Here is an 18843-nt window from a genome sequence, read left to right as displayed (position 1 = left end):
GTATAAATTGTAAAAATGCCTGTTATTTTAGGAATTGAATCTTCGTGTGATGAAACCTCGGCTGCGGTTTGTGTTGATGGTAAAATTTTGAGCAATGTTATTGCTAATCAAACCATCCATGCAGCTTATGGCGGCGTTGTGCCCGAACTGGCTTCACGCGTACATCAGCAAAATATCATCCCGGCTGTACAGCAGGCATTACTTAACGCAAAAGTAAGCAAAAATGATATTGATGCAGTAGCATTTACGCGCGGCCCCGGACTTTTAGGTTCATTACTGGTTGGTGTATCATTTGCCAAGGCATTTGCCCTGGGCCAAAAGCTTCCGCTTATTGAGGTAAACCACATGCAGGGCCATATACTGGCACATTTTATTGATGAACCTAAACCGCAATTTCCGTTTTTATGTTTAACAGTATCGGGCGGCCATACCCAAATAGTTTTGGTGAAAGACTATTTTGATATGGAGGTTGTTGGTCAAACCACCGATGATGCCGCAGGTGAAGCGCTCGACAAAACCAGCAAGATATTGGGCTTACCGTATCCCGGTGGACCGATGATCGACAAATATGCCCGCCAGGGCAACCCGGATGCTTTTGCCTTCCCCGAACCAAACATACCCGGACTGGATTTTAGCTTTAGCGGATTGAAAACATCCATTATGTACTTTATCCGTGATAACGTTGCCAAAGACCCTGACTTTTTGCAAAACCGGATGACCGACATTTGCGCTTCGGTTGAAAAGCGTGTGGTTACCATTTTGCTGAACAAGTTGAAAAAGGCTGCCGCGCTATATAATATCAAAGACATTGCTTTGGCGGGCGGCGTATCTGCCAATACCGGTTTGCGCGAAGGTTTAACCGCATTGGGTGAGCAAATGGGCTGGAATACTTTTATACCTCAATTTCAATATTGTACCGATAATGCGGCGATGATCGCCGTTGCCGGGTATTATAAATATTTAAAGAACGATTTTGTTGGCCAGGACGTTGCGCCGCTTGCGCGGATGCCTTTTTAGCCTCCTAACTCCCCTAAAGGGAAACCTTACTTCCATAACTAACTTATGCCGCTTTTGTTTTATCGGGCAACCAACCCAAGTGCGTATGTTTAAAGCTGTCGTTGTATTTTAGGCCGTAGCCCAGCATGCGGTCGAAAGACGAATGGGCGAGTAATAAGATGCCGAGGGTTAGTAAGATTGGCACATGCATTAAGTATCCGGCGAAAGCCAAAGCAAGGCTCAGCCCACGATGATGAAATAAATTATAGGTAAATGCACCTGCACGTGTGTTAATAAGGTAGCCTAGCATAGAAATATCAGGACTGAGGAAAAGGGGGATCCAGACCCATACAGAAAGCCCAAGGTTATACAAATATAAAAAGTAGATAGATGCTATGGTTAAAGCAACTTCTTCGAGTTTAATGGTGGTTTTCATGATGATTGATTTTTGACTTGTTTTTAATAGGTCAAAGGTGCGGGGCAAAACAGCGGTTTGCTCTTGACAAAAATCAAGAAAGTTTTTTGCGGCGGATGCGACTGAAGGTTTCGGGCGTCATGCCTAACATGGAGGCCAGATATTGAAGTGGTACCTGGTTAAACAACTCGCGGTTTTGTTCGAAAAAACGATCGTAACGTTCTTCGGCAGATAAGGACAGATGGTCGAAAACCCGGTTCTCCAACATCACAAAACACTTGCCTATAAAAAGCTTTTCCAACTCGTTCCACTTAGGTACCAGTTTGCCGATGTTATTGTAATCTTCGTAATTGATGGTATAAATTTTAGCATCGGTTAAGGCCTGGATGTTCCACCGGGAAGGATTCCGGAAGAAAAAGGCCGAAAGATCAGTGACAAAATAACCAGCAGTACTGATCCATTGCGTTACTTCGCCGGCTGGCAGATCGACATATATCCGCAAAAGTCCGCTTTGTATAAAGCTCATTTTATTACAGTATTTGTTGCTTTTGAGGTAATAATCGCCTTTGGCCAGATCTTGTTGTGTAAACAAACCTGCAATTGTTTTACAGTCATCAATGCTGATGCTAAAATAGTGATGGATATAGGTTTCGAGTTGGTTCATGTGGGTTTGTAGAAACAGATTCGATTAGATTAAACGGATTCTGTTTTTATGTGTTAATTTGCATGTAATTTAAAAAGAATATGCCAGCTGCATCGATAATTTTTTGGACCGTTTTTGTACTACCGTTTGTGGCTTTTTTAGTGTGGTTGATGCGCCAGGATAAACGTAAGGGCAAAACCGGTTTGTTGGTACTAATCATTATGGTGGTTATAGCCATTGTTTACATGTACGTAAAAACCAAAGGGCAATAGTTTTTTGGCTAATGATGGCTACAGGTAATGCCGCCAGTCGAATATTATCCGGATACCGACCTGGTAAACATTTTTTAGTTGGGGCAATGCTGCATTTGCCGGTGAAACAACCGCAGCGCCGTGTGGGATAGTTAGGCCCCAGGTTAACTGAACGAGCATGTTGGAACTTTGCACCTGCGAAAACGACCTGGTGAAAGGCTCATATTCCAATACCGGGAAATTAAGCTCGGTAGATTTATAAGATACCAAAACCGCTTTTTGAGCAGCAACAGGAATTAAGATGGTTTGTTGAGGAGTGCTGAGGCCATATAACGACACGCCGATCTCCCGGCCGAGCACAAACTGAAACCTGCCAATAGGTGTGGCCATGCCGGATTGCCACGGGATCAATCCTCCGTTGCCCGCGACTACGGCCATTTTAGCCAATAATTGCGGCGATACTAAATATAAAATTGGTCCGGCTACCAGCAGATCACCGGGTAATAACCAGAAAGGAAGACGTAACCTCAGGTTATAAGCTGATTGCCCCGGAATGGCGGCCGTTATTGAATTTGTTTGGGTGCTCGCATCAGTGTTTACAAACCGGATGGTAGATGCCGAATTTTGTTTCCAGCCAAATTGCAGAAAAACCAACCCGTCGCCGGATTCGTCCAATACGCCATCTAATCCTAAACCAAAACGAATATTTGCTTCGATACCCGCGATGACACCTGCTTGTTTTTGGTCGACACCGTAGCCGCCGGATAGCATAGCGCTGTTGAGCGTGGCAGAAACACCAATAAAAGCCCCTATTTCTGACCGGAACCTGGGTAGCTCGCCCAGGCCTGCGCCTAATGCCGGTACCGGCGTTTTAATTAAAACAGCCATCAAATTTTGAACTTCGGCTTTGCGCAGGGGCATAAAATTATTTTTACAAACATTAAAGGTATCGGGTAATGCATTGGTAGAAACAGGATCATTCTTATAGTCCAATTGTACATTGCCGCTGGCTACAGTAACCAATTGCTGCAGGCTCTGGGCAACATTTTCAGCCGCAATGTCAGCATCCTCGGGGCGCATAAAGGCATCACCCCTGAGGATCATTTTTTTTCCATCCCAGGTAATAACCTCCAGGCCCTTTTCATTGTAATAGTCGTGTGTGCCTTTGCGTAATGAAGCATTACCCCATGTGCCTGCAATATGGCCGGCTGAATAAACATCCTCTAAAAAATGTAAAGCAAAAGCTTCGTCGGCCAGAGCTGCCAGTATCAGCGCCGATTTTTCTTTGGGAGATAAACTCTCATTGGCATACCTGGCTGCCTTTTGAAGCGCGCTGGTGTGATACCAGGAATAAGCGCCGAGTGCGTTTAGCGGCGAGCCCGCGGTAAGACACGCAGTAAGATATTCTGATAATTTTTCATCAACTTTTGGGCGGGCAAGTAAAAAATGAACATTGTTAGAGCCTGCCCGGGTAGCGTATTCCAAATCGGCCTTTTGCAGATTGATATCCGAATTTCGGAGGGCATTGATGCGCTGGCTCCTGTTTTTTGCATTTGCCAAATCTGCTTTTAGCTGTGCGGTTACGGCTGCAACCTTTAATATCCAATCTGATCGCAAAACCGTGTTCAGCATCATTTCGGGCGAGCAGCTATGATCGCCGCCTATCGCCGTCCATGCGGCATAGTCAATTTTTGTGGGGCGTAAGCCTTGTTTCGGATCTATTATCGATGTAGTGAGCCGGTTAGTATAGCCAACGCTCGCTTCGGCCCAAAGCTTATCTAAAATAGCTCGATACCGCGGATCGAGATTTTGAATTGCCAGCAGCGCAATTTGCCGGTGTTCGGGATAAACCCAGCCAAATGATTGGTTTGAACCTAATAGAATAATGATCAGTGCGAAACTGCTATAAACCAGCCTCCTGAAAATAAATGATCCGAAATGTTGAGTAACCTGAGATCGTACCATACCAGACCCGGTCTAAAATAATGCGCTAAGGTATATCGAAATACAACTCAGGCAATTGATATACCGGACGGGGTGAGTTCCAGATTTAAATATGGAACCCGTTTACCTAAGGGTGAGGTTTTATACATGCTCGGCAAAAGTTAACACATAACCATTGTTATCTTTTATCGAAAATTCGGTGGCGCCATAAAAGGTTTTTTCCAGTCCCGTTAAAACGGTTACCTTATCTTTTATTTCCTCGTAAAAAGTTGTGATGTTTTTCAGATTGATGTACAGTAATAACGAACCGCCGTTGTTCCGGCTGATATCAGGCAGATCATCGCCTAAACTTTCGAAGGTTTGGAACATGATGGTAACGCCGCCATTGTTCATCATTACCCAAACAAAATCGCTGCCTTCCGGTGGTACAGACATGGTGACGTTAAAGCCCAGTATTTTATAAAATCCGATGGTTTCGGCCATGTTGCCGACGAAGATATTTGGTGATAAGGTTTCCATTTGGTAATAGGTGTAGTTTTAAATTGCTAATAAAATTAGTAATTTAAAACTACAAAAACAAATACTTTGTAAAACAATTTTGATCGCCAGATCAAAATTGGATCAGTTAAAGAAATTTATCGAATCTGATGATTTTGCATAGCCAGAAATGCTTCCTGAAGCGCATTGATCAGTTCGTTCACTTTCATTGGTTTAGCTAAATAATCGTTCATGCCTGCAGTGATGCAGATCTCCTTATCTTCGGGCATTGCATTCGCCGTCATAGCTATAATGTACGGTTGTGTGTGGTTTTGTCTGCGTATGGTTTGCGTTGCTTCCAAGCCATCCATTTGAGGCATTTGCACGTCCATTAATATAATGTTGTAGTTTTTCTTATCAATCATAGCTAAAACTTCAAACCCTGTTTGAGCCACATCGGCCCGGTATCCCAATTTGTTAAGCATACGGTCAATTATTTTTTGATTGATCACATTGTCCTCGGCAACCAAAATACTGAGCGGAAACTGTTGTGCGAAATCGTCAGTAAGCAACGGTATGTTTTTTTCGCGTGGTGCGTGCGTATCAGTTTGATTGCGAAGTTCGGTGATAATGCTTTGGTGTAGTTGATGCTGTTTTACAGGCTTAGTGAGTATTGACCTGAATAATCCGGGAAACTTTTTCCTGCTTTCATCTCCTATAGAACTCAACATGATCACCGGGAGGGGATTGATGCTTTCATGAATGGCGCGAGCTAAATCCACGCCATTCATTTCGGGCATTTCCATATCGGTTATAACCAGTTGAATATTTCTATCTGTTACCAGGATCTGCAAAGCCTCCATAGCCGATGAGGCCAATACCGGTTCAAGTTTCCACTGCTCAAGCTGACTCTTTAAAATGCTGAGGTTTGTTTGATTGTCGTCTACAATTAATATCTGTGTACCTTCGGCCCCTATCATGTTGTAAGATTCAGCGGCGGCTTTAAGTAATTTGTTCCCGGTTTTTGTCTTTATTGTAAACGAAAAAGTTGAACCTTCTCCGTATATGCTTTCGGCCCATATTTTTCCGTCCATTAATTTTACCAAGCGCTCGCTGATGGCCAGACCCAGGCCGGTTCCACCGTATTTTCGGGTGGTAGATGAATCAATCTGAGTAAAGGCTTTAAACAGACCAGGGATCTTTTCGGACGGTATACCGATACCTGTATCCGACACCTTAAACCCAACTTCCAGATCGCCGTTTTTGAATCGTTCTGAAAGGTACACATTAATATACACCTGGCCCTTATGTGTAAATTTGAGCGCGTTATTGATCAAGTTGATCAGGATTTGCTTTAGCCTTAAGCTATCGCCAACAATTTGGGATGGGAGATCGAAATCTATCTGATAGAGCAGATCAAGCCCAAGCTGCGCAGCATTTTGAGCAAACAGGTCCATCACATCTTCCACGGTATGGCGCAGGTCAAAATCTTCGCTTTCCAACTCCATACTACCCGATTCTATCTTGGAGAAATCAAGAATATCGTTAATAACGTTTATTAAGCTATCGCCACAGGTAATGATTGTTTCTGTATACTCCCGCTGTTCATTGTCCAGGTCCGTTTCGGCCAGTAGTGAAGCCATACCAATAACGCCATTCATTGGTGTCCTGATCTCGTGACTCATGGTAGCCAAAAATATACTTTTAGCCTGGTTGGCTTTTTCGGCCTCCTGTCGGGCGGCCTGCTCTTGTGTTTTCTGTTCGGTTAGCTGTTCATTTAATACCCGTAAGTTTTCGGCCTGCACATGCAACTCCTCCGATTGCGCGTGCAACACTTCTGATTGTGCGTGGAGTTCTTCGTTTACCGCCTGTAGCTCATTAACCTTTTGATTTACTTCGGCAGTACGCTCTTCAACCTGCCTTTCGAGGCGTTTTTTTTGTTTTTGGATAACCGCCAGTTTATTTTGATACAGCCCATATACGCTTCCGCCGATAATGGCCAGTACAAGTATTTTAAACCACCATGTTAACCAAAAAGGCGGATCTATCACAATTACAAGTGATGCACCGGTTTCATTCCAGATCCCATCATTATTGGAGGCTTTTACACGAAAAATGTATGTGCCTGGGCTAAGGTTTGTATAGGCTGCCTTTCGGGTATTGTGCACGTAGCTCCAGCTTGTATCAAACCCTTCTAACTTGTACGCGTACTGGTTGTTGCGGGATGTAGTATAGTTCAAACCTGCATATTCAAACTCCAATGATGATTGGCGATAAGAAAGCGTGATTTGTTTAGTTAAACTTATTTCAGTTTTCAGGGGGGAGTTTTCATCGGTGGGGGATATTTTTTTATTGAAAATTTGAAAGCCGGTAATATAAACCGGCGGGACAAATCTGTTTGTGGTAATTTTGTCGGGATAAAAGGTATTTAACCCTTTAGTACCTCCAAAAAGCATTTCACCAGTGTTGGTTGTTAAGGCGGCGTTTGACTCAAACTCCATTCCCTGCAGGCCGTCGGCCATATTAAATTTCTTAAATGCAAATGTTTGCGGGTTAAACCGCGTAAGGCCGTTGGAGGTGGATATCCATAGGTTGCCTTGTTTGTCTTCGGTAATTCCTTTGATCTGTTCGTCGGCTAAACCGGCTTTTGGGGTATAAGTTGAAAATGTGTTTTTTACAGGATCAAAAATATACAGGCCTATTTGCCCTATCCATAGCCTGCCTTTGCTATCGGTAAAAATTTCGCGGATGTCAGGATTCTCTTCTTCCATATTAAAATAATGCGAGAATCTATTTGTATTCAGGTTATAACGGTTCAGCCCGCCATCGTCGGTACCAAACCAAACATTGCCAGCCTTATCACCATTAATGGAAACCACGCTGTTTCCCGAAAAGGCAGTTACCCCATCGGGATCTTTAGTGACACGCTTAAACCGACGTGTTTTAGGATTAAACAGGTTAAGGCCGCCAAAATAAGTACCCACCCAAAAATTGCCCTTTTTATCCACGTAGACTTTCTGCACAAAATCCGAACTGATGGTGGTTTTATCTTCCGGGTTGTTTTTAAAACGGGTAAAAGTTCCGTGTTCCGGATCGAACAGGTTAAGGCCGCCGCCCCATGTACTTACCCATATATTTCCGGTTGTATCCTGAATAATATCTAAAACAGCATTAGAGCCGACGGTTTTAGGATTGTTAGCATCATAAAGGTAACGGTGAAAAGTATTTGTCTTACGATCGAACAAATTTAGCCCGCCGCCATCCGTCCCGACCCATATGCGCCCCTTACTATCCTGGCAAAATGATTTTACATCGCTGAAACTCAATGTAGCAGAACTTTCGCCCTGCCTGTAAAGGTTAAACCTATCTGCATTGGGCGCATACAGGTTTAGGCCACCGCGATGAGTACCTACCCATAAATTTCCCTGGTTATCTTCAAATATTGCCGAGGCTGTTTTTTGCGATAAGCTAAGCGGATTGTCAACTTGATACTGGTAATGAAAAAAACCATCTGTAACAGTATCATATAAATTAAGCCCTTCATTAACACTGCCTATCCATATCCGTCCTTCACGATCTGCAAATACACAATAGATCTCGTTGCCCGATAAGCTTGCATCGTTATCAGCCTGATGTTTATATTGTTTAAAGGTTTTTTGCGCGACGTTAAAAACAACTATCCCTGCATTTACCGTACCTAACCACAAATTGCCCTTGTTGTCGGTTTGCATATATTTTATGTCATTCGAAACATTGCTGTGATCATGATCGAGCGAATTGCTGTATAATGTGAAAGATCTGTCACCTGGGTTAAAAAGATTTAACCCCAATTTGGTGCCCACCCAAAGGTTACCGTTCTGATCTTCACAAATGGTATTGGTAGTATCGCTGCTGATGCTGCTTTTTATACCCTTTACATGAAAAAAATGCTGAAAAGTTTTCCGGGTTTTGTTAAACAGGTTAAGGCCGCCGCCAAAAGTGCTTACCCACAAATTTTTACGTTTATCCTGATAGATACAGGAGATGACATTATTGCTGATACTATGTATATTGCCGGGGTTGTGTTTATAGCGAATAAAGCGGTCTTTATTCGCATCAAACCTGTTTAAGCCATTAGCCGTGCCAACCCACAGGTTATGATCGCGATCTTCGTAAATATACTTGATGGAGTTATCGCTGATACTGGTGGTATCTTTTTTATTGCTTTGATAGATCTTGAATTGTTGCCCGTCGTACCGGTCGAGGCCGTTGCGTGTGCCGATCCACATAAAACCGCGGCTATCCTGAAATATAGCCTCGATCCAGCTATTTGACAGGCCCTGTTCAATGTTTACATGGGTAAATTTGATATTAGGCTTTTGTGCAAATGCGATGATGGAGTATTGCAAACAGCAAATGGCAAGTAGCAGTATTTTGCTTGCGGTCACGCAAGCCCGTTTAGTCCTGTTTTCTTCACATCCTATCATCACACATCATCTTGGTTCGGTCAATCATTGTTGAAGAGGTGTTTTATACGAAATAATTTTTCGAAATTTATTAGGTTAAGATAACTTTTGCGAAAGTGCGGTAGCAATATTTAACTGCCGATATCAGGGCCATAGGTTTATATAATGTGAATATAACAAAAAAAAGGTCTCCGACATAATCGAAGACCTCTCTTTTATTAAAAAATTGTTACGTTATTACGCGTGCTGTTGCCTGCGGATAATGTTCAACGCACCACCAGCTTTAAACCACTCAATTTGCTGAGCGTTGTAAGTATGGTTTACTGTGATCGTATCTTCTAAACCGCCTTTGTGGTGAATAACCACCTGTAAAGGTTTACCTGGGGTAAAGTCTGTTAAGCCGATAATATCAAAAGTATCATCTTCTAATATCTTATCGTAATCTGCAGGGTTAGCAAAGGTTAAACCCAGCATACCTTGTTTCTTCAGGTTAGTTTCGTGGATACGGGCGAATGACTTTACCAGTATGGCACGTACACCTAAGTGGCGTGGTTCCATAGCGGCGTGCTCACGCGATGAGCCTTCACCGTAGTTTTCATCACCAATTACGATCGAGCCAATGCCTGCGGCTTTGTAAGCGCGTTGTGTAGCAGGTACTGGTCCGTATTCGCCGGTCAGTTCGTTTTTAACGGTATCAGCTTTATCATTAAAGTAATTGATCGCACCGATCAGCATATTGTTAGATATGTTATCCAGGTGGCCACGGAATTTCAACCATGGGCCCGCCATCGAAATATGATCAGTAGTACATTTACCTTTAGCTTTGATCAGGAGTTTCAAACCTTTAATGTCGGTACCTTCCCATGCGGTAAACGGATCAAGCAATTGTAAGCGTGATGATTTCGGGTCAACTTTCACTTCAACCTTGCTTCCGTCTTCAGCCGGGGCCTGGTAGCCTGCATCCTCAACCGCGAAACCTTTTACCGGTAATTCAATACCCATTGGCTCGTCAAATTTAACCTGCTCACCTTTTTCGTTGGTTAAGCTATCGGTTAAAGGGTTGAAAGTTAAATCACCTGCAATAACAAACGCAGTTACGATCTCCGGAGAGGCAACAAATGCGTGAGTATTCGGGTTACCATCCTGGCGTTTGGCAAAGTTACGGTTGAAGGAAGTAATGATCGAGTTTTTGCGTGTAGGATCGTCGGTATGACGGGCCCACTGGCCGATACATGGTCCGCAGGCATTAGCCAGTACCACACCGCCCATGCTTTCGAAGGTTTTTAAGTAACCATCGCGTTCAACAGTATAACGCACCAGTTCTGATCCCGGGGTGATAGTGAACTCTGCCGATGTTTTGATGTTTTTGCTGATTGCCTGGTTAGCGATTGATGCCGCGCGGGTAATATCTTCGTATGATGAGTTGGTGCACGAACCGATCAAGCCAACTTCCAATTTGGTAGGCCAGTTGTTTTCTTTAACCGCTTGCGCGAATTTAGAGATAGGCCATGCCAGATCGGGTGTGAACGGACCGTTTACATGTGGCTCCAAAGTGTTCAGATCAATTTCAATAACCTGGTCAAAGTATGCAGCAGGGTTAGCATAAACCTCGGCATCGCCGGTTAAGTGTTGTTTAACTGCGTTGGCTAAGTCAGCTATTTCGCCACGCTCAGTACCACGCAGGTAAGCTTCGGATTTGCTGTCGTAACCGAAGATCGAAGTGGTTGCACCGATTTCGGCACCCATGTTACAAATAGTACCTTTACCGGTAGCCGAAAGCGATTCAGCACCTTCGCCGAAATATTCAACAATAGCACCGGTACCGCCTTTAACGGTTAGTATACCGGCAACTTTCAAAATAATGTCTTTAGCCGATGTCCAACCGCTCATTTTGCCGGTTAGTTTTACACCGATCAGTTTCGGGAATTTAAGCTCCCAAGGTAAGCCGGCCATTACGTCGCAGGCATCGGCACCGCCAACACCAATAGCAACCATACCCAAACCACCCGCGTTAGGCGTGTGCGAATCGGTACCGATCATCATACCGCCCGGGAAAGCATAGTTCTCCAACACTACCTGGTGAATAATACCTGCACCCGGTTTCCAAAAGCCGATACCGTATTTATCCGATACCGAAGCCAGGAAATCATAAACCTCTTTATTTTGGTCTTTTGCTGTAGTTAAGTCAGTATCCGCACCAATTTTAGCCTGGATCAGGTGATCGCAATGCACGGTTGATGGCACGGCCACTTGAGGGCGGCCAGCTTGCATAAACTGCAACAACGCCATTTGCGCGGTAGCATCCTGCATGGCCACACGGTCTGGTGCAAAGTCAACATAATCAACACCCCGCGTATAAGCATGTTGGGCAGAGCCCTCAGTAAGGTGAGTGTATAAAATTTTCTCGGTTAAGGTGAGTGGTTTACCGGTAGCTTTGCGGGCTGCCTCAACACGGCTGCCTAAGCGACTGTAAACCTGTTTGATCATATCTAAATCAAAAGCCATTTTATTGATTTTTATGGTAAAAGAAAGAAAAGCAAACGGTTTTAGGGCCGTTTTTTAACAATTGGGCGAATTTACAAAAATATAAGGGTAAACGAACACATTCCGGCAGGCAAATCTTATTTGGATATGTTCTAAATAACATGATGAGTGGTGAGTAGTGAATGGTGAGTTGTTATTTGGGAATTCGGATGTCTCCGATTTCGGATTTATGAGTCACCACGCATCATTGCGAGGGACGAAGACAACCGAGCGATAGCGAGCTCATGGATACCACTAAAAAACAAATCATAGATCCATAATCCCCAACTTACAGAGCCACATGCAGATCATTCGTGTAATTCGCGACAATTAGTGAACATTAGCGTTACCTCAAATTATCATTTTCATAATGCGCCTTGACGAATACGTCATAAACAGGTGGGTATTTATGGGTATTTTTAGTTCAATTTTCTTGCTTTATTATCAAATTTGTAAATTGGCAGCCAAATATTCGGAGTATATCATCTAACTTAATTTAACTGTGTTAATGGAGAAAAAATTAAATCAGCCTAAAAAGGCATGGACCGAGCCAACTTTAATGCTTATTTCAAGCGGTAACATCAACAACGGTACCCATCCTACTTTTAAAGAGGTATCGCTTGGCGCTACCCCGCTTACGTTTGTCATTGAAAAAAACACTCCGCTTCATAAAGTATACCATACATCGATAGGTGGATGGAATTTTGCGGGGCTTTCTTAATAATCGGCTAAACCTAAAGAATCTCCTAACGTATTACGATCAATAAATCAATGAACCGGCAAGGGGGGAATTGTAAGAAATTTTCGCACTCCTGTTAATATCTTTTCGTTCAGTGGGGCATCGCGCCTAACATTGTAATATACATAAAATAAGCGAGAATTACAAGCGAAAGGATAATTCCCGGGTAGTTGAGTGATCTTTTTATCCGATATTTTCAAAGATCAATGCGGCTCATCATTTTATTTGACTCATATAAAGATCAATTTATTATATTGCCGCTCCGTATGATATAAACATGACCGACCAAAACCAAAAGATCAATTACCAGATATCCCAGATCAAACAAACCGTTCACTTACTGCCAGGCGTATGCATTATTCACCGGATGCCTGATTTTGAAATCGAATACATGTCGCCAAGTGGTTTGACCCAGTTAGGTACAAGCTTTGAAGAAGTTCGCAGTCTTACTGTACAACAATATCACAACAAGTATTTTAATGAGGAGGACGCAAAAAACTACATCCCTAAAGTAAAGCACATGATCGAGAGTAATACCGATGAATGTATTACCTTTTTTCAACAGGTACGGCTAACAGGTACCGACGGCTGGACATGGCACATGAGCACGATGCGGATACTGATGCGCGACAATACAAACCTGCCCCTGTTAATTATTACAATGTCGTATAGGATCGACCCTATTCAGCATGTAACGGGCAAGGTGTCGCGTATACTTGAAGAGAACGATTTTTTGAGAAATAATTACCCCCGCTTTTCAAAACTAACCAAACGCGAATGCGATGTTTTGCGTTTGGAGGCTTTGGGGTATAGCTCTTTACAAATGGCCGATCAGCTGTTTATTTCGGTAGAAACGGTTAAAACGCACCGGAAAAATATCCGTAAAAAATTGAGTACAAGTTCTATATACCAATTATCGTATTATGCCCGGGCTTTCGATCTGATATGTTGGTTCGTTTCGTTATTAGTTACATGTTTCGGCGACAACCTCAGCTGGGATATTTGCTAATTCCTCATCTATCAGCTTGCTGAAATGATCGAACGACCGTGACCCTAAAGTAATTTTACCATTGATCACAATTGCAGGGGTTACACTAATGCCTACCCTGTGGGCCTCAAAAATGTCGCCCTCGATCTTGCTTTTATAGGTGTGATTGTGAAGGTGTGTTTTAAATTTAACCGTATCAAGGTGTTTGCCGGCCAGCCATCCCGAAAATAACCCGACATTCAATGTTTGTTGATTGTCAAAAAGAAAGTCGTGCATTTGCCAAAACATTCCCTGTTCGTTTGCATAAGCTGCTGCTTCGGCAGCCGCAAAAGCATGCTGATGGACATCTAAAGGCAAAAAACGAAAATAGACCTTAAGCAAACCCTTATCTACATACTTTTCTTTTAACCGGGGGAACACGTCTCTTGCAAAAGTTTTGCAAAAGGTACATTCAAAATCCGAGAAAATTGTCATCACTACCCTGGCCTTATTGGTTCCCATTGATGGCGACCTGCTATCGATGTTCAGTTTAACGGGAGGGGCAGCAGGGGCGGTTGCAACCATATTGGTCACTTTTTTATTGAGTTTGTTTATCTGGCGTTGTAAATTATAAGCGTAAAGTGATAAAACGATCAACAACATTAACTGTGTGACCTTTACAGCAGAGTTTATGTTAACAGGGGATCTGGTATTGAATTTCACCAACTGGAAAACTTAGGGGGATAAAAAAATGAGCATTGACCAAAATACGATACCGGGACAATATGTATTTCAATATTGCCCGGCATGGTATTACTTACAATAGCCGCACTCGGGTGCACTGGAAACTTTTAAAGAGTTGTAAGAACTGCAAACAGACTGTACCTGCGAGTTCGACAACGCTTTTTTATCTAAACATCTATAAGCGTAAGCAGCGCCGCAAAACGCATCAAGCTGGGCGTCTTTAACCGGGCTTTTGTAGCTGCCGCTGCAAACACCACTTGATGATGAAGAAGATGATGGTTCAGTACTTTCGTCATCCTCCCAAAGATCGCAGGATGATAGCCCGGTCATTATTAGGGCAGTAGCAATAAAGAGTAATTTTAATGGTCGCATGGTATTTACTGTGAGGTTTGGTTTATGATGTGTTTACGATGATAACTTATTCTACTTAGCTGCTTTCCAAATATCAGCAGGTATGGCGTCTTCGCAGGGGCATTTTGTTTTATCAACTGCAATAAGTTTTAATGATTGTGCCGCCTTTGTTGCATACTCTTTATAGCCCGCTTCGTTGTAAGACGCCCTGGCCAATGCCGCGGCCGCACAAAATGCCCATGCCTGGCCATTTTTAGGGTCGTCTTTTATTTTTTGTTTATAATCATCGGCCATTTTTTTGTAGTCCTTAAAGTTATTGGCCGATGATGGCTGAGCTGCACTGCCGGTAAATGTTATTATAGTTCGGTTATCGGGGTCACGGGGATGATAACAAGACAATGTTTTATTATCAACTACCTCAATAGCATAATCAATATTGTTGACAGGATTGGTGAAGGTATAAGTATTACCACTGGCATGTTTAAATGTCGATTCTTTATTGGGTTCTATCAGGGTTAGCGTTCCGTCTTTAAAAGTTACCTTAAGGCTATAATTACCATCCGAGGTGGTATATGTACCTGAGTTAGGTACAATTTGTGCGAACGCGTTCAGTAAAAAAAGGGTGAATAAGCTGGTAAAAAAAAACCTCATAGATAACTTTTGCTTTTAATGTTTAGAAGCTGATCAGCGATATGCAAACACTTGTCGGCATGGTCGTTGTTGCCAATTGTAAAAGTAAAATATGGCTAAGTGCGCATCAATACCCATAATTGGGTATATTGGGTACAACCGCGATCTTTGGATAGGCAATAAGGCGAATTAAAGTGCCGGGGCTTTTTTCAGGACGAGACAAATCAATCATTCAATAACTCAATCCTTCGATCATTAAAAAAAGAGGGGGGGGAATTGTAAGAAATTTTTTCGTGTTTTTTGATCTTCTCTGTTTTTAAATAAACTTATAAAACGGCTCTCGCAGCCGCAGTATGTAGCTAAATATACGAAATTTAGGACAGAAAATAAAGAGAAACCGGGTATTTATTGACTATATAAGGCGCGGGGGTTTGCTATTAGCAGCGTTTTTTTGTTAGTTTAAAAATGGCGTAACGGCCAGCTGCTCAGTTTCAATTTTTATAGAGATGGTAAACTTACTGCCAATTCCCGGTTCGCTTTCTAAGGTGATCGTACCGCCCGCCGCGTTAACTATCTTTTTGGCAAGATACAACCCGATACCATGTCCTTCTATATCGTTGTTTAAACGGCCGTACATGTCAAATATTTTGTCAACCCCGTCTTTTGGGATGCCTTTACCATTATCTTGTACAGACAACACGATATAATCCCCATCCTTTTTAGCAGTAACATGAATTAGTGGGCTCTCTTCCCGTTTAAATTTGATCGCGTTCGAAAGTAGATTGTATACAATGCTTCTCAGGTTCTTTTTCGAAAAAAGCAGCTGTTTAACTTCCAGTTCGCGTGTTATTACCGCGCCCGATTCCGCTATCTTGTTTTCAAGGCTCCATTCTATGTTACCGATAATTTCTTCCAGATCTACCATTTCCGTTGCAAGCATATCTCCCTCTACTTTAGCAATCGTGGCGATATCCTTGATCAGCTCCCTGAACTTTCTGACAGACATATTGATCACATTTAAAAAATCGATCAGCTTTGGTTCTGAAAGGGAGATCTTGTTCATGATGTTGATACTCGTTTCAATATTGCTAAGAGGCGCTAACAGATCATGCGATGCCGCATGGATAAAGTGGTCCAGGTCCGCGTTGATACGTAACAGGGTCTTGTTTTTTTGATCGAGTTCCTGTTGGGCGTTTTTTAATGCTGTAATGTCATTAAACGTAATAATAGCACCGTTATTTTTATTATCCGCCTGCTGTACATACGGCATCGTCATGCTCTGGTACCAACTGCCATTATTTGTTTCAATTTCTTTGGTGATCACGATCCCTTCGGCCAACACAGTTTTGATATCCTCTATCAGGGTTTCCAGCTTAATGTTAGTAGAGATATTGCTCAATGGCCTGCCGATATCGGTTTCCAGCAGGTTGATCTGTTTGACCGTTCCGGGCGAAAATCGCATTAATTCAAGCTCATTATTAATAAAAAGCTGTCCGTTGATATTGCTCCTGAAATAATTATTCAGGTCATCATTAATTTCAAGCAACTCCCTGTTTTTTAACTGGTAATCTGCATTGATCGTATGTAACTCCTCGTTAACCGACTGCATTTCTTCATTGGTGCTCTGCATTTCTTCGTTCGCCGAGATCAGCTCTTCGTTAAACGATTGCATATTTTCGTTAGAGGCATCCAGCCTTTCATACGACGATTGCAGTTTTTCTTTTAGCTCTTTTACCTCGTTTTCCAGGTTAACGGTGTATTGGTCGAGGTATAATTTTTCATTAAACGCATCCTCATGCTGTACGGGCCCGTCCGCTTGTTCTTCTCTGAAAGTTACCGTCAGTAATTTTTGCTCCCCTTTAACGCTCAGCGGACTGACAGACAGGGTGACTTTTAAAAAAGTATTGCCTTGTTTTATCTTTATGCCGCCTGCAGAAACCGTTTTATGAGTTGTTAATACACGATTGCTTAAGGTGTTAAATGCTACCGCAAGCGGCTTTGGCAGCAATTCGGTCAAATCCGAGGTGAAATGTTTTTGCAACAAAAACTTAGAGGTATTCCCGTACGATTTAACGACGTGGTTGTTTTCATTAATGCAGATGCTTAAATAGTCCAGTTCTGCTGCTAAACTCTGGTTCATGGCTTCCGCTAAAGCGGGATTATTGCTGTTCGCATCCGGCCCGGGTAGTAAACGGGTTGGTGTGCGACTGATATCCAGCAGATCAGGTAACGAAAAAGCATCAAAACTGACACCTCGCTTGGTTTCCAGGTTCCGGTAGATCTTCCACTTTTTATGTATTACTTCCAGGTTCTTCAAAATGGGCATCGGGTTTTCACTGGAACCTAAAAATAAATACCCATCCATTCTTAGCCCGAACAGCATCATTGTAAATATTTTCTTTTGCAATATCGGGGTCATATAGATCAGCAGGTTGCGGCAGCTGATCAGATGCATATTGCAGTACGGTGGGTTCTTCACCAGGTCGTGCTGCGCAAAAATTACCATCCGGCGTATTTCCGGCTTTACCCGGTAGTTGTGCCCTTCTTTAACAAAATGTTTTTCAAGGCGCTCCGGTGATACATTTTGGGAAATGCTCGCCGGGTAAACGCCCTTGCCCGCAAAGGCGAGGGCCGCGCTATCAATATCCGTTGCAAATATCTTAACTATCGTAGCAGCAAACTCATCTTTTAACAGTTCACAGATCAGTATCGCCAGCGAGTAAACCTCTTCGCCGGTGGCGCAGCCAGCTACCCATAATTTTAGTTCCTCACCGCGCGTCAGTTTTTTTAATAGCTTGGGTAATACCTCGGCTTCTATAAATTCAAATGCTGCCGCATCTCTGAAAAAAGAAGTTACGCTGATCAGAAAATCTTTCGACAGCGCGTCCACCTCTTCAGGCGATTCCTTTAAAAAATTAAGATAGCTGGTCAGGGTCGTGAAGTTTCCGTAGGAAGCTCTTCTTTTGGTCCGTCTCAGGATCGTGGTTTGTTTATAGTCCGAAAAATCAAGCGGCGATTTTTCCTTAATGAGTTCGATAATAGCTTTCAGGTTCTTTTCATCATCAGCTTCGTCCGTTAGCAATTCCCCCTCACTTTTAACATAATCTTCAATAGCGCCCGGCATCTGTGCCGGCTCTAACACAAAATCTACCACACCGGTTGCAATAGCGCTCGACGGCATACTGCCGAATGCAGAAGTAGCGGGGTTACGTGCTATTACCATACCTCCGGCCTTTTTAATGGCCCTGATACCTTCGGTGCCATCCGAGCCCAAGCCGGAAAGAACTACACCGATGGCCTTTTTACCATAATCGGCCGAAAGCGAATTAAAAAAGGTATTAATAGTTAAATGCGGGCCCTTGACATTTTCCTTATTTGTTAAATACAACGTGCTGTCCCGAATGGTCATAAATTTATCGTGAGGGATCAAATAAACCTCGTTACTGTTAACCGTCATTCCATCCTCCGCTTCCTTTACTACCAGTTTGCTATGTTTCCCCAGCAATTCCACCATCCGGCTCTTAAAATCGGAAGACAAATGCTGCACAATGATATAGGAAACACCATCTAAAGGTGTATGGTCAAAAAACGAATTGATCTCTTCCATACCGCCTGCAGAAGCGCCAATGGCTATAATATGATGTGGTTCAACAATAAGCATGCGCACTAATTAAAAAGTTAAAAAAGGGTGATGGAGAGCCCGGGCAGAAAGAAATAG

Annotated in this window: 14 protein-coding genes; 4 read left to right on the top strand and 10 right to left on the bottom strand. The window is 42.9% G+C overall.

Features of this window, described 5'->3' with window-relative positions; all coding sequences use genetic code 11:
- Positions 1-15: 15 nt before the first annotated feature.
- A complete protein-coding gene (tsaD, locus tag ACFGVR_RS01200; RefSeq protein WP_448700562.1) occupies positions 16-1017 on the top strand; it encodes a tRNA (adenosine(37)-N6)-threonylcarbamoyltransferase complex transferase subunit TsaD in 1002 nt (333 codons plus the stop codon).
- 43 nt (positions 1018-1060) lie between these two features.
- Here the strand turns inward: tsaD and ACFGVR_RS01195 are convergent, their stop codons facing one another.
- Both ACFGVR_RS01195 and ACFGVR_RS01190 read right to left on the bottom strand, forming a co-directional pair.
- Positions 1061-1432, bottom strand: a complete 372-nt coding sequence (locus tag ACFGVR_RS01195; RefSeq protein ID WP_448700560.1) for a DUF4260 domain-containing protein — start codon at positions 1430-1432, stop codon at positions 1061-1063.
- Positions 1433-1505: 73 nt separating this feature from the next.
- A complete protein-coding gene (locus ACFGVR_RS01190; protein WP_448700558.1) occupies positions 1506-2075 on the bottom strand; it encodes a Crp/Fnr family transcriptional regulator in 570 nt (189 codons plus the stop codon).
- Between the two features lie 80 nt (positions 2076-2155).
- Between ACFGVR_RS01190 and ACFGVR_RS01185 the strand changes: the two genes are divergently transcribed.
- Complete coding sequence (locus tag ACFGVR_RS01185) at positions 2156-2326, top strand: hypothetical protein (RefSeq protein WP_448700557.1); 171 nt, start codon at positions 2156-2158, stop codon at positions 2324-2326.
- Between the two features lie 18 nt (positions 2327-2344).
- Here the strand turns inward: ACFGVR_RS01185 and ACFGVR_RS01180 are convergent, their stop codons facing one another.
- From ACFGVR_RS01180 to ACFGVR_RS01165, 4 genes are all read right to left on the bottom strand, one after another.
- Entirely contained in the window at positions 2345-4270 is a 1926-nt protein-coding gene (locus ACFGVR_RS01180; RefSeq protein ID WP_448700556.1) for a hypothetical protein, read from the bottom strand.
- A gap of 120 nt (positions 4271-4390) precedes the next feature.
- On the bottom strand, positions 4391-4768 hold the full coding sequence (locus ACFGVR_RS01175) for a VOC family protein (RefSeq protein WP_448700554.1): 378 nt from the start codon (positions 4766-4768) through the stop codon (positions 4391-4393).
- Between the two features lie 116 nt (positions 4769-4884).
- Positions 4885-9153 carry a two-component regulator propeller domain-containing protein gene (locus ACFGVR_RS01170; RefSeq protein WP_448700552.1) on the bottom strand — a complete coding sequence of 1423 codons (4269 nt, stop codon included), beginning with the start codon at positions 9151-9153 and terminating at the stop codon, positions 4885-4887.
- Between the two features lie 255 nt (positions 9154-9408).
- Complete coding sequence (locus ACFGVR_RS01165; RefSeq protein WP_448700551.1) at positions 9409-11676, bottom strand: aconitate hydratase; 2268 nt, start codon at positions 11674-11676, stop codon at positions 9409-9411.
- Between the two features lie 526 nt (positions 11677-12202).
- Between ACFGVR_RS01165 and ACFGVR_RS01160 the strand changes: the two genes are divergently transcribed.
- Complete coding sequence (locus tag ACFGVR_RS01160) at positions 12203-12415, top strand: hypothetical protein (RefSeq protein ID WP_448700549.1); 213 nt, start codon at positions 12203-12205, stop codon at positions 12413-12415.
- A gap of 295 nt (positions 12416-12710) precedes the next feature.
- Positions 12711-13442 carry a response regulator transcription factor gene (locus ACFGVR_RS01155; protein WP_448700547.1) on the top strand — a complete coding sequence of 244 codons (732 nt, stop codon included), beginning with the start codon at positions 12711-12713 and terminating at the stop codon, positions 13440-13442.
- Here ACFGVR_RS01155 and ACFGVR_RS01150 read toward each other — a convergent pair.
- The 4 genes from ACFGVR_RS01150 to ACFGVR_RS01135 all read right to left on the bottom strand — a co-directional run bounded on the left by ACFGVR_RS01150 (position 13398) and on the right by ACFGVR_RS01135 (position 18786).
- Entirely contained in the window at positions 13398-13985 is a 588-nt protein-coding gene (locus ACFGVR_RS01150) for a DsbA family protein (RefSeq protein WP_448700545.1), read from the bottom strand. The two genes, ACFGVR_RS01155 and ACFGVR_RS01150, sit on opposite strands and share 45 nt — an antisense overlap.
- Positions 13986-14213: 228 nt before the next feature.
- Positions 14214-14474, bottom strand: coding sequence for a hypothetical protein (locus tag ACFGVR_RS01145; RefSeq protein WP_448700544.1), 261 nt, complete (start codon positions 14472-14474; stop codon positions 14214-14216).
- 93 nt (positions 14475-14567) lie between these two features.
- Complete coding sequence (locus ACFGVR_RS01140) at positions 14568-15146, bottom strand: hypothetical protein (protein ID WP_448700543.1); 579 nt, start codon at positions 15144-15146, stop codon at positions 14568-14570.
- A 433-nt stretch (positions 15147-15579) separates the two neighbouring features.
- Positions 15580-18786 (bottom strand): chemotaxis protein CheB, encoded by a 3207-nt coding sequence (locus tag ACFGVR_RS01135; RefSeq protein ID WP_448700542.1) that lies wholly within the window; start codon positions 18784-18786, stop codon positions 15580-15582.
- Between the last annotated feature and the right edge of the window lie 57 nt (positions 18787-18843).

Source organism: Mucilaginibacter aureus (assembly GCF_053514885.1).
This window is presented reverse-complemented; position numbering and strand designations above follow the sequence as displayed.

Bases quoted from the DNA above. Each gene is read 5' to 3' on its own strand.
- ACFGVR_RS01190 (WP_448700558.1), bottom strand. From the start codon at position 2,075: ATGAACCAACTCGAAACCTATATCCATCACTATTTTAGCATCAGCATT.
- ACFGVR_RS01150 (WP_448700545.1), bottom strand. From the start codon at position 13,985: ATGGTTGCAACCGCCCCTGCTGCCCCTCCCGTTAAACTGAACATCGAT.
- ACFGVR_RS01155 (WP_448700547.1), top strand. From the start codon at position 12,711: ATGACCGACCAAAACCAAAAGATCAATTACCAGATATCCCAGATCAAA.
- ACFGVR_RS01165 (WP_448700551.1), bottom strand. From the start codon at position 11,676: ATGGCTTTTGATTTAGATATGATCAAACAGGTTTACAGTCGCTTAGGC.
- ACFGVR_RS01160 (WP_448700549.1), top strand. From the start codon at position 12,203: ATGGAGAAAAAATTAAATCAGCCTAAAAAGGCATGGACCGAGCCAACT.
- ACFGVR_RS01195 (WP_448700560.1), bottom strand. From the start codon at position 1,432: ATGAAAACCACCATTAAACTCGAAGAAGTTGCTTTAACCATAGCATCT.
- ACFGVR_RS01140 (WP_448700543.1), bottom strand. From the start codon at position 15,146: ATGAGGTTTTTTTTTACCAGCTTATTCACCCTTTTTTTACTGAACGCG.
- ACFGVR_RS01145 (WP_448700544.1), bottom strand. From the start codon at position 14,474: ATGACCGGGCTATCATCCTGCGATCTTTGGGAGGATGACGAAAGTACT.
- ACFGVR_RS01180 (WP_448700556.1), bottom strand. From the start codon at position 4,270: ATGGTACGATCTCAGGTTACTCAACATTTCGGATCATTTATTTTCAGG.
- ACFGVR_RS01135 (WP_448700542.1), bottom strand. From the start codon at position 18,786: ATGCTTATTGTTGAACCACATCATATTATAGCCATTGGCGCTTCTGCA.
- ACFGVR_RS01185 (WP_448700557.1), top strand. From the start codon at position 2,156: ATGCCAGCTGCATCGATAATTTTTTGGACCGTTTTTGTACTACCGTTT.
- tsaD (WP_448700562.1), top strand. From the start codon at position 16: ATGCCTGTTATTTTAGGAATTGAATCTTCGTGTGATGAAACCTCGGCT.
- ACFGVR_RS01175 (WP_448700554.1), bottom strand. From the start codon at position 4,768: ATGGAAACCTTATCACCAAATATCTTCGTCGGCAACATGGCCGAAACC.